At 52.9% G+C, this 11,773-nt stretch carries 12 protein-coding genes; 7 read left to right on the top strand and 5 right to left on the bottom strand.

The window, feature by feature from the left end; translation table 11 throughout:
• Window positions 1-127 precede the first annotated feature (127 nt).
• Together LK536_RS36380 and LK536_RS36375 are read left to right on the top strand one after the other, a co-directional pair.
• Window positions 128-973, top strand: a complete 846-nt coding sequence (locus tag LK536_RS36380; protein ID WP_227795206.1) for an RNA polymerase sigma factor — start codon at window positions 128-130, stop codon at window positions 971-973.
• Window positions 974-985: 12 nt separating this feature from the next.
• On the top strand, window positions 986-1,669 hold the full coding sequence (locus LK536_RS36375; protein ID WP_227795205.1) for a DUF2461 domain-containing protein: 684 nt from the start codon (window positions 986-988) through the stop codon (window positions 1,667-1,669).
• A 58-nt stretch (window positions 1,670-1,727) separates the two neighbouring features.
• Here LK536_RS36375 and LK536_RS36370 read toward each other — a convergent pair whose 3' ends face one another.
• The 5 genes from LK536_RS36370 to LK536_RS36350 all read right to left on the bottom strand — a co-directional run bounded on the left by LK536_RS36370 (window position 1,728) and on the right by LK536_RS36350 (window position 5,553).
• Window positions 1,728-2,663 carry a patatin-like phospholipase family protein gene (locus LK536_RS36370; protein WP_227795204.1) on the bottom strand — a complete coding sequence of 312 codons (936 nt, stop codon included), beginning with the start codon at window positions 2,661-2,663 and terminating at the stop codon, window positions 1,728-1,730.
• A gap of 79 nt (window positions 2,664-2,742) precedes the next feature.
• Window positions 2,743-3,036 (bottom strand): YciI family protein, encoded by a 294-nt coding sequence (locus LK536_RS36365; RefSeq protein WP_008721274.1) that lies wholly within the window; start codon window positions 3,034-3,036, stop codon window positions 2,743-2,745.
• An 80-nt stretch (window positions 3,037-3,116) separates the two neighbouring features.
• A complete protein-coding gene (gene lpdD, locus LK536_RS36360) occupies window positions 3,117-3,545 on the bottom strand; it encodes a prenylated flavin chaperone LpdD (RefSeq protein ID WP_227795203.1) in 429 nt (142 codons plus the stop codon).
• Between the two features lie 5 nt (window positions 3,546-3,550).
• Entirely contained in the window at window positions 3,551-4,111 is a 561-nt protein-coding gene (locus LK536_RS36355; RefSeq protein ID WP_008721271.1) for a UbiX family flavin prenyltransferase, read from the bottom strand.
• On the bottom strand, window positions 4,090-5,553 hold the full coding sequence (locus LK536_RS36350) for a UbiD family decarboxylase (protein ID WP_235712093.1): 1,464 nt from the start codon (window positions 5,551-5,553) through the stop codon (window positions 4,090-4,092). The genes LK536_RS36355 and LK536_RS36350 overlap by 22 nt, the downstream gene beginning before the upstream one ends.
• A 140-nt stretch (window positions 5,554-5,693) precedes the next feature.
• On the opposite strand from LK536_RS36350, the gene LK536_RS36345 reads away from it, so the two are divergent.
• The 5 genes from LK536_RS36345 (at window position 5,694) to LK536_RS36325 (ending at window position 11,770) form a co-directional block, all read left to right on the top strand.
• The gene (locus LK536_RS36345; protein ID WP_130789338.1) at window positions 5,694-6,578 is read left to right on the top strand and encodes a LysR family transcriptional regulator; all 885 of its coding nucleotides are present in this window, start codon (window positions 5,694-5,696) and stop codon (window positions 6,576-6,578) included.
• Between the two features lie 100 nt (window positions 6,579-6,678).
• Entirely contained in the window at window positions 6,679-7,314 is a 636-nt protein-coding gene (locus tag LK536_RS36340) for a TetR/AcrR family transcriptional regulator (RefSeq protein WP_081739075.1), read from the top strand.
• 77 nt (window positions 7,315-7,391) lie between these two features.
• Window positions 7,392-8,660: an MFS transporter gene (locus LK536_RS36335; protein ID WP_227795201.1), complete on the top strand. Its 1,269-nt coding sequence runs from the start codon at window positions 7,392-7,394 to the stop codon at window positions 8,658-8,660.
• Window positions 8,645-10,978, top strand: coding sequence for an ABC transporter permease (locus tag LK536_RS36330; RefSeq protein ID WP_227795200.1), 2,334 nt, complete (start codon window positions 8,645-8,647; stop codon window positions 10,976-10,978). The genes LK536_RS36335 and LK536_RS36330 overlap by 16 nt, the downstream gene beginning before the upstream one ends.
• Window positions 10,979-11,011: 33 nt before the next feature.
• On the top strand, window positions 11,012-11,770 hold the full coding sequence (locus tag LK536_RS36325; RefSeq protein ID WP_227795199.1) for an ABC transporter ATP-binding protein: 759 nt from the start codon (window positions 11,012-11,014) through the stop codon (window positions 11,768-11,770).
• The last annotated feature ends 3 nt before the right edge of the window (window positions 11,771-11,773 follow it).

Below are 11,773 nucleotides of genomic sequence, written 5' to 3'. Positions count from 1 at the left end.
AGATAATCCGTTTCATGACAGACCGAGGCGTAAACTTTATTGACATGGCAGCCAATGACTGTATAATATGATTTATCTGTCACACATCCCCCAATGCCTTGTCTAATTAATAAGGAGGTATAAGAAAATGAATAAAAACCAGAATGTATCAGAATTAATTGACAAGGCCGCTGCCGGGGACAGGGAATCCCTTGAGGCGCTGATCGGCAGCATACAGGACATGGTCTTCAATCTCTCACTGCGGATGCTTGGGACATTTCCTGACGCCGAGGACGCGTCCCAGGATATCCTTCTGAAGGTGATGACCCACCTTTCCTCTTTTAAGAAGGAGAGCAGCTTCTCCACCTGGGTCTTCCGCATTGCCACCAATCACCTGATTAACTACAAAAAGCATATGTTTGCCGGACGTCCGCTGGATTTTGAATTCTATGGGAATGATATCCGCTGCGGAATGCCCGGGGATCTTCCTGACCTGACCCAGGACGTTGACAAGGAGCTTCTTGCAGAGGAGCTGAAAATGTCCTGTACAAATGTAATGCTCCAATGTCTTGATATGGAAAGCCGCTGTATCTTCATCCTGGGCACCATGTTCAAATTAGACAGCCACACAGCCGGGACCATACTCAACATGACGCCGGAAGCTTACCGCCAGCGCCTTTCCAGGATACGCAGGAAAATGGCCGGTTTCCTCACCGAATACTGCGGCGAATACGGCTCCGGGACATGCCATTGTGCCAGCCGGATAAACTATGCCATTAAAAGCCGGCGGCTGGATCCCCAGGCCCTGGATTATACCGCTGCAAAGGAAATCAATCCCGAAACAGCCGAGAATTTTAAGAACGCCATGGAAGACATTGATGGCCTTGCTTCCCATTTTACATTCTGCCGGATGTATGAATCACCGGAACGGACAAAACAGTTCTTTTCCAGTTTTTTAGGATCCGCGGCACTGTCATTCGTAAAAAACGCATAGGAGGGACTGTCAATGACGGACAACACAATATTAAGATACCTGACTGAATTAAACGATAACAACGACCGCCAATGGTATCACTCCCATAAAGAGGAATTCCAGAAAGCCAAGACTGAATTTGAGGGCCTGATCCAGGAACTGATTTACAGGATTGGGAAAACCGACAGCAGCATCCTGCACCAGAATCCCAGGGACCTGACCTTTAAGCTGGTAAGGGATACGCGGTTCAGTCATGACAAATCCCCTTACAATCCGGCCTTCCGCGCCCATATTTCCTCGAAAGGGAAGCTTCCCATCCCGGTGGGATATTATATCATGATAAAACCCGGCGGCCAGTCCTTTTTAGGAGGAGGGCTTTTCACGGATATGTTTAAGGATGCAACCGCCATGATACGGGACCATATCCTTACGCATCCCGGCCAGTGGGAACAGGTTATCCAGTCTCCTGATTTCAAGGAAACCTTCACGGTCAGGGGCATGGCACTTAAAAATGTCCCCCGCGGCTACGACAGGGAACATCCTATGGCAGAATATCTGAAATTTAAAAGCTGGTACCTGGAATATCCGGTCAGCGATTCAATTGTTGGGGATACGGAACAGTTCTTACAACTGGCCGTGGATATTTTCCTGAAAATGAAGCCCTTTAATGACTATCTGAACCAGGCCCTTGCAGGGTTTAAAATGCCGGAAAGATGAAGGAGTTGGACATCTGCCGGAACTGAGGGCTGGGCGGATTCTAGGGACCAGGTGGATTCTAGCTGCCGGGCGGATCCTGGCTGCCGGGCGGATCCTGGATGCCGGGCGGATCCTGGACACCAGGAAGTCCTTCCCTGTCCAGCACCTTCCTGATTGTGGGAATCATCCTCCTGGTATATTGGTATCCAATCTCCACACACGCCTCCATTTTATCAAATGAGAGCAGTCCGGCATCTTCCGGGAGGGGCAGATGGAGCCGGAGTGCCTCTGACGGTGGACGGTATTCTTCCAGAAGGCTGCCCATAATGGAAAATGAATGGGAAAGTACTTCAATGATTGAATCATCATCCGGCGCCGAATACGGCGCCCCTACGTCCACGGCTATGACGGGCCACACCCCGGCTGCTTTCAAAAGCCCGCCCGGCTGGTTGTGGGTAACGCCTCCGTCCACCAGAAGGCAGGAACCGATTTTTCTGGGTGCAAATACTCCCGGCACGCTGGAGCTGGCCATCATGGCTTCACACAGATAGGCGTCCCAGGACCATCTCACATGCATCTGCGGGCTGGCTGTTTCTGAATTGGTAAAACACAGGGTCTGGCCGCTTATGAGGTCCACTGCGGGAATCACAAGCTTTACCACGGATTCGTCCAGCTGCTTTCTGCCGGTAAGTTCACAGAAGTAGGAAAGCAGTTTATCCCCCTTGATATACCCCTGCAGATTGATTCTTCTCCCGGTCAGAAGCCGGGGCACAAATTCCATAATCCCGGAATAGTCCGGGTCCAGGTAGTCATTTCCATGGACAGCCAGCTGGTGTACTGCCTTCTCCATCTCATGAATCTGCATACCGGAGGCATACAGGCCCGCGGCGATGCTGCCCGCGCTGGTGCCTGCCACTGCATCCGGCAGAAGCCCCGCTTCTTCCAGCGCCTTCAGTACGCCCACGTGGGCAGCCCCCCTGGTCCCGCCCCCTGACAATGCCAGTCCATAATGCATAAAGGTCCCCTCCGGATCTCACATCCTATGGTATAGGATATGACGGAGAGGACCTGAATGCCCTTACTTTTCTTTCATTTTATTCCATCCAGGTTCCGGCGGACGGATTTATATAGTGGGGTTCAAACTCCACCCACCTGTAGTCCTGGATGCCATGCAGTTTAAATGGTTCGTTATCCAGATACGCCTCTGCCTGTTCTGCGGTATCCGCCCTTATAATAAAAACACCGCCGCTCATATCTGTCTTTAATCCGGAAATCAAGACGTTCCCCTGGTCCATGGCCTTCTGTGTGTAAGCCATGTGCTGTTCCATGATGGCATCATCCATGTTTTCCGCTGCCCGGATGATTCCTTCTACCATAAAATATTTCACAGTCAATCCTCCTGTCCGTTATCCCTGTGCTTCAGGCCGTTCCTGAAAATGTTTTCCGCCATCTGCGGGTTCATTCTGTATTATACCACAGATGTCCCATCGGATTCACATGATTTATAAAACCGGCAGGCCTCCTCCAGCATTTCCCCGCAGATCTGCACAACCAGTCCGATGCCGTTCTTAGACAGGCCATCAAAATGAATCCCGCACTCCACGCTGAACGGCTCCCCCAGGACACGGCAAAGCGTTTCCGACCAATGGCTGCTGACCACGCCGTCTTTATGTCCCGGAAACTGGATTGTTTCTGTATCCCGGCCCGGCGAAGTCCGGCTGAAGGCGCCCACATGGGTTCTTGAACCTCCTGTAATCAACACACTGCCTCCTTCATCCAGCCGGAACATATATGCCCTGATGCAGCCGGAAACTTCAGGATCATCAATCCATTTTTCTATAACAGCAGGACAGGGCGGATTTTCCATATGGATTTTTTCTGCACAAATCTTCCCCATAACCGTCAGCCTCCCCAGCGCCTGAAGCCTTCATATTCCATGCCCAGCTGGTCCATTATCCTTCCGACTATGTGATTGGTCATTTCTTGCAGTGTCTCCGGCTTATGATAATAACTGAGGACCGGAGGAAGGATGACAGCGCCCATCTGGGACAGTTCGTACATGTTGCGCAGATGGACCTGGCTCAGCGGGCACTCCCTGGCCACCAGCACCAGCCTGCGCCTTTCCTTCAGGGTCACGTCCGCCGCCCTGAGGAGCAGGTTATCGCTGTATCCGCTGTGGATGCCGGCCAGTGTCTTCATGCTGCAGGGGACCACGACCATGCCCATTGTCTTAAAGCTTCCGCTGGCCAGGGCCGCGCCCAGGTCCTGGTTATCATAGACCACGTCTGCCAGCTGCCCGATTTCCCCGGCGGACATCCCGGTTTCCTGTTCGATGGTCATGGCGCCGCCTCTTGAGATGACCAGGTGGGTCTGTACCCTCTCTTTTTTAAGCGCCTTTAAAAGGGCTTCCGCAATGGGCGCGCCGGAAGCGCCGCTGATTCCTATGACAATCCTGTCAGCCATTTTTCCAGGTCCACCTCCATAAAACGCGCCCTGACAAACCGCTTCTTCTGGTCATAGGGCACGGTACAGTCAAAGATTGTCTTGCATGCAATGCCTTTCCCCCGGATACCAGGTGAACACTCCGGGGTATTGGACGGGTCCAGGGGATGGCAGCGCACGCCGGGAATCGTGATGATGTCCGCGTCTCCCTGGAACCTTGTATTCATGGCCCACAGTACATCGCTCATGTCAAAACAGTCCACATCCTCATCCACCAGGAACACATGCTTTAACTCGCTGAACGCGGAAAATGCAAGCAGGGCTGCCTGGCGCTGCCGCCCCTCGTCGCTTTCCGTCTTCTTTTCAAACTGCAGTACCGCCATGTATTTGCCGCCTCCTGCCGAAGGACAGTATACATTCTTAAGCCGCCCCGGCATGGCCTTCTCCACCATGCCGTAGATGCTGGCCTCTGTGGGGATTCCCGCCATGGACACATGTTCCTCGCTGGGGCCGATACAGGTCTGCATGATGGGGTCCTTCCTGTGGGTCACCGCCTTTACCCGGATAAGCCAGCACTGGCTGCTGGCAGGACCCGTATAGCCCGGAAATTCCGGCATGGCGAATCCCGTGTGGCTGTTCTGGTCCTCCTGGACCCGCACGCCGGGAACCACCTCACCTTCAATGACATACTCTGCATTGGCAATGGCCCTCTCTTTAACCGTAAGGCACCTGCACAGCTTCACCGGTTCCCCCCTGAGCGCGCCTGCAATGGACAGCTCGTCGTATCCAAGAGGTGTTGTGGGAGGTTCGAAGCAGGAACCGATCTCGATGGCAGGATCCACGCCAATGCTGATGGATATGGGCAGTGCCTGTCCCAGTTCTTCCGCCCGTTCCGCCATGGCGCCTATATGACGCGCCCCCGGGGTAAAGAAAATGGACAGCTCATCTTTTCCCTGGATGCAGAGCCGGTGGATGGTCACGTCGCTGGCCCCTGTGTCGGGATGGCTGGCATAACACATCCCCAGTGTAATATAAGGCCCCGCGTCATCCGGTGTATTGGTCGGCGCCGGGACCAGCTTGGCCAAATCGAATCCCGGCTCATTTGCCAGGTGCACCACTTCCTGGCAGGCCGCCTTTTCCTCTGTCACAACCGGCTGTATGGGGTGTGACGCACATTCCCACAGTTTCTTCCCTAGATCCCCGCTCCGGCATCCAAGAAGGGCAGCCACACGGGTCCTGCTGGATAAAACGCCGATTGCCACCTTTGCATCCGGATGCCCCTTTATCCTGTTAAATACCATGGCAGGCCCTTCCTTCGTGGGGCGCATCACCGTTCCTCCTGCACCGACGTAACGGTATACGCCGGAAAGCTCCGCCCTGGGGTCCACCTCCACCTCTGTCTCTGCATACTGGCCCGGCATGGTCTTTAAAAGCTCCAGGGCCGAACGCAGGTCATTTACCATCTGTCCCACCTGATATACCTCCTCTTTGTTGTCATTTTTCCATATGAATGCTTCCATGTCCAGTTTATATTTTTTCATCTATGGAATCAATTCAAGTTGTGGTATAATTGTTTCCATAATGGAATCATTGGAGGCAGGCCATGACATTTGAACAATTACAATGCTTTATTGCATCCGTGGAGGAAAAGACATTCTTTGATGCCGCCCAATCCCTTTATATCTCCCAGTCCTCCCTTTCCAAACAGATCATGAAGCTGGAGCAGGAGCTGGGGGTCATGCTGTGGGACCGGAGCAGGCGCAAGGCCGGACTGACCGAGGCCGGGAACTTATTTTATCAGGACGCCCTTATTTTACTGAAACAATATTCCCAGGCCAGGAACAGGCTGGACCGGTTCCGGGAAGAACCGCAGCTGGCACTGTCCATCGGCACACTGCCCATTTTAACCCAATACCAGCTCACGCCTGCGTTCCGGGATTTCCAGGCAGCCCATCCTGATATACGCCTGTCCCTCCATGAGGTGGAGGAACTGGAACTGATGGAAGGGTTTGAAAAAGGGATTTATGACCTGGTGATTGGCCGGGACGCAATGTTTTACGGGACCAGCTGCCAGACACAGTTCATTGCCGGCGACGAGCTGGCCGCCGTGCTGGAATCCGGCCATCCCCTGGCCGCTAAAAGCAGGCTCCGCCTGGAGGAACTGAAGGATGAGGATTTTATTTTCATGAACCCTTATACCTCCATCTATAACCTGTGTGTAATCCGGTGCCGTGAAGCAGGTTTTTCCCCCAGGATCCTGCGCACGGCACGGGTTGAATCCATACTAAGCGCGGTGCTCATCGGCGAGGGGATCAGCCTGCTGGCAGGGAACAGTGTGCGGATATTCAAACCGGAACACATCGCGGTCATCCCGCTGGCGCCGGAAATCCCCCTTCCCGTGGTGCTTGCCAGACATAAAGGGCGCCCGGTTACCAGGGCCATGGAGCTGTTCTGGAATACGGGATTCCACCCATTGGATAAACTTTAATCATACGCCAGGATATGTTACCAAAAACACTCCTTGACTTTTGTATCACTCTATGATATTCTTTATTAAACTGACCGTCGGTCTATAAGGTGGTGAATGAATGATGCGCAGGCCCAAAGAGCCGGAAGTAAGAAAAAATGAGTTATTAGATGCAGCACAAAAGCTGTTTGTGGAAAAAGGATATGCAAAAACAACGGTTACGGATATCCTGAACGTATACGGGCTGTCAAAAGGCGTATTCTACTACTATTTCAAATCCAAAGAAGAGGTTATGGATGCAATCATTCAGCGCATGGTTGACGATATGGTGGTCCATGCCAGGAAAATCGTGGAAAACCCTGACATGACCCCGCCCCAGAAGATATTTGCCATTTTAATGGGCCAGGGCCAGTCAGAGGGAATGATAAAAGATAAGGAAAACATGACCCGGCAGTTCCATGAGGTCCAGAACGCCGAGATGCACCAGAAAAGTTTATCTCTGAGCATAAAGAACCTTGCGCCTGTCATGGCGGAAATACTCAGTGAAGGGAACGGCGCAGCTGCATTCTCCACGGATTATCCCCAGGAGACAATGGCTTTGTTCCTGGCCGCAGGGCAAGTGATCTTCGATGAAGGATTATTTCAGCGGAGCAGCGGGGAGAACGCCCGGTATGCGGCTGCCTTCATTGAAATGATGGAAAAAACATTAGGGGTCCCCCCTGGATATTTTAATGAACTTAAGAAAAAATTTGCATGATACCTGTGTCACCCATTATCATGCAATTTTTTACAGCTTTTATAGACTGACGGTCAGTTTGTATAGGAGGTTTCAGAATGCAGGAAAAAACGATCCATACCCCATCACCTAAAAACTTCAATTTAATGGTGTCCGGCCAGATCATCTCCATATTAGGTTCAGCGCTGCTGCGGTTTGCGCTCTCCCTGTACGTCCTGGATACAACAGGCAGCGGGTCTTTATTTGCCACGCTGTTTGCCATATCCAATATGCCCCTTCTGCTTGCCCCCCTGGGCGGGGCCATTGCCGACCGGTTCAACCGCCGCAATCTGATGGTGATATTTGATTTTACCAGCAGCGCAATTGTATTGTCCCTGATCATACTTATGAGTGTGGGCAGTATCTCTGTCTTCACAGCCGGGACGTCCATGGTGCTCCTGTCTATTGTCAGCGCCCTTTATACCCCCGCCGTAACGGCAAGTATCCCCCTGTTGGTTGAGGAGCAGAAGCTGGAAGGGGCCAATGGCCTTGTCCAGGCGGTTCAGGCCCTGTCAGCGGTTGCGGCTCCGGTCCTTGGCGGGATCCTGTACGGACTCATGGGACTTAAGACCGTTGTTGCGGTTAGCTGTATCTCATTTTTCCTGTCTGCCGTAATGGAGCTTTTCATCCAAATACCTTTTGTGAAAAGACAATGGACCGGGCCTGTCATACCGGCCATCGCAAGGGATATGAAAGAAGGATTCATATACGTCCTTAAACAGGAATTCATACGGAAGGTCAGCATGATTGCCGTCCTGCTCAACCTGGTCCTGATTCCTTATTTCCTTGTGGGCGCCCCGATTGTGCTGCGGGTAACGATGCAAAGCAGCGATACCCTGTACGGGATTGGGATGGGACTCATTAACTCTGCCACCATTTTAGGCGCATTGTCCATTGGCGTTTTCGCAAAGAAGATGAGCCTTAAAACCTTGCACCGCTGGCTTTTTGCCTGCGCCCTGATGATGGTGCTGATGGCAGCATCCCTAATGCCCCTTTTTCTTGGGCTGGGGTATTACCCTTCGTTTATCCTGTTCATGCTGGGCGCCATCCCTATTGCGGCAAGCATGACGGTCATCTCCATCTACATCATCACAAAGGTCCAAAAAATAACACCGGACAAAAACCTTGGAAAGGTCATGGCAATCATTACGGCAGTCTCCCAATGCGCAGCGCCCTTGGGCCAGATACTGTACGGCGTTATCTTTGAAAAATGGAGCACCCAGGTATTCATACCCACATTCTTAGTGGGTATCATGACACTGCTTCTGGGTGTCCTGACATGGTATCTGTTAAAATATGAGGAGGTCACACCATGTACGGAAAACTAATCATGAACGACATACGCAAAAGTAAGCTGGTTTCCATCACGACCGCGGCCTTTATCGTGGCTTCGGCGGCCCTGACATCGGCAGCAGCCATGCTGGGCATGAATCTGTCCGGAGCGGTTGACCATCTGATGGAGGAGGCAAAGGCAATCCACTTCCTGCAGATGCATTCCGGTGATATTGACGTACGGCAGCTTCAGGACTTCGCGGAGACCCAGGGCAACGTGGAGGCATACCAGCTAGCCAGGTTCCTTAATGTGAAGGGATTGGACATTTCCATAGGTGAAAAGTCCCTGGAGGGAAGTGTGCAGGACAATGGATTTACCACGCAGAACAGGACCTTTGACTTTTTATTGGATTTAAACGGTGATGTCATCCATCCGGCTGACGGCGTGGTCTATGTCCCTCTCTGCTATAAAAAGGACGGAAGCGCCCAAATAGGCGATACGCTGACCGTGCACGGCGTGTCCCTCACGGTGGCCGGATTTTTGCGTGACTCCGCGATGAACGCCGATATTACCGGCTCCAAGCGGTTTCTTGTCAGTGAGGATACGTTCAGGAATCTGGAAGGCTCCGGCAGCATGGAGTATCTGATTGAGTTCCGTTTAAAAGACCCTGCGGCCTTCCCTGCGTTCCAGTCGGATTATTTCGAGGCCGGACTGCCGTCCAATGGCCCGCCTGTCATCAGCCGTCCGCTGCTTGCCATGATGAACGCAGTAACCGACGGCATGATGATTGCAGTGCTGGTCATGATAAGCATCCTGGTAATCATCGTGGCGTTCCTCTGTATCCGCTTTACGCTTCTCGCCAAAATCGAGGAGGATTACAGGGAAATCGGTGTACTCAAGGCCCTGGGCCTGCGCGCCAGGGACATCGCAAAGCTGTATTCTGCCAAATACGGAGCCATTGCCGGGGCAGCCTGTGTCCTGGGATTCCTGCTCTCCTTCCCCCTCCTTGCCCCACTGATGGGCAATATGCGCATTTACATGGGGGACAGCGGCAGGGGCGTGGTTACGCCGCTCATAGGCGCACTTGGGACTTTAACCATCTTCCTTGTGGTGATGTGGTATGTAAAAGCCGTTTTGGGGCGTTTCCGTAAAATCCCCCCGGCACAGGCGGTCCGGTTCGGCGCACCCATGGAACACCCCAATGCTGCAAAGGGATTCTGTTTCAGCGAAAACAGGCTCCTTCCGCCCAATGTCTTCCTCGGTATCAGGGATGTGCTTTCCCGCAAAAAACTCTACATGACCATGTTTGCGGTGCTGGCTATTTCATCCCTTATCCTGATTGTCCCGCAGAACATCTACAACACCATTTCAGCCAGAAGCTTCATGACATACATGGGCGTTGGTGAAAGCGACATCTCGGTATATCTGTCCCAGACACGGACAGACGATGTCCGGCAGGTAACAGCGGACCTAAGCGCCGCGCTGGCGGCGGATGAAAATGTTGAGGGATACACGGTGCTTTCCGGCATGGTATTCAGCATGCCGGGGACAGACGGCCGCGTGGAGCGGCTGCGGGTGGACCTGGGCGACCATAACGCCTTCCCCGTCATGTATTCCCAGGGAGGCCCTCCTGCAACCGACAGGGAAATCGCCCTTTCCTCCCTGAACGCCAGGGGGCTTGGGAAGACAATGGGGGATGGGCTGACACTCATTGTGGACGGCAGGGAAAAGCACATGACCGTATGCGGAATCTATCCCGACATCACCAACGCCGGGAAAACAGCAAAGGCCTCCTTTGAGCCGGGGGGTGCTGATTTAATGCGGGTGGTCATCCCTGTGGAACTCCGGAATAAGACGGAAGCAGCCAAAACCGTGTCCCGATATCAGTGGGAATTCCCATCCGCCACGGTCACGGCTGCAGACGAATATGTGCGCCAGACATTCGGCGGCACATTGGAGGCCATACGGAAAGCGTCTTACGCCTCTGCCGCTGCCGCCATATTGCTTACCATCCTGGTCACCTTGCTGTTCATGAAAATGCTGGTGGCAAAAGACCGCTATCCCATCGCGGTCCTGAAATCCATTGGTTTTACCAGCGCGGATATCCGCAGGCAATATATGACCCGTTCCATAACCGTGGCATTGTCCGGGATCATATGCGGCGTAATCCTGGCAGACACCTTGGGAGAGGCGGCGGGCGGGGTATTGATTTCCTCTTTAGGCGGCACCGCCTTCAAATTTGCAGTAAACCCGTGGTTTGCTTATCTGCTTTCCCCGCTGTTACTTGGGGCTTGCGTGATGGTTGCAACGGTATCCGGCGTATCGGATATACGCCGGTTGAAAATTCCGGAACATATTAAGGAGGCATATTGAAAATTTGGGAACATATTTAAGGAGGCATAGGATATGGAAGACATTGTTACTGGAACAAATATAGTGAAAATTTTTGGAACCGGAGAAGAACAGGTGAAGGCGTTAAACTCCGTCAACGCACAAATCAAAAGAGGTGAGTTCACCGCAGTGATGGGTCCTTCCGGTTCAGGGAAAACCACGCTGCTGCACGTGCTTTCCGGCATGGACAGCATTAGCAGCGGTTCGGTGAAGTTCATGGATAAAGAATTGTCCGGACTCAGCGAAGACGGACTTGCGGATATACGCCGGACAAAAATGGGCTTCATCTTCCAACAGCCTGCTATGCTGAAGAACCTTAACCTCCTGGACAATATCATCCTTCCCGCAGCCCTGGGCGGCAGACATGCTGCCGCCGGATCCGTTCAAAGGGCAAGGGCCCTGATGAAGGAAATGGGCATTGGAGGACTTGAGCACAGGGATACCAGGGCGGTTTCCGGCGGACAGCTCCAGCGCGCGGGAATCTGCCGCGCCCTGATGAACCATCCGGAGATTCTCTTTGCCGATGAACCCACCGGCGCCCTTAACTCAAAATCAGCGGAGGAAATCATGGGGCTGCTTGTGGATATCAACAGGAATGGCACCGCAATCCTGCTCGTGACCCACGATGCGCTGGTCGCCGCCAAGGCTGACAGGGTGCTGTTCACCAAAGACGGCGCCATCGTTTCTGACCTGCTGCTGCAAAAGTTCAGTGAAACGGATATGGGGGCAAGGACAAAGAGAGTACTTGCAAGGATGGCTGCTATCGGTATTTAGGGA

Source organism: Clostridium pacaense, from assembly GCF_020709765.2.
Taxonomy (GTDB): domain Bacteria; phylum Bacillota; class Clostridia; order Lachnospirales; family Lachnospiraceae; genus Enterocloster; species Enterocloster hominis.
Note: the sequence above shows the minus strand (reverse complement) of the source record. Positions and strands in the feature narration are given on the sequence as shown.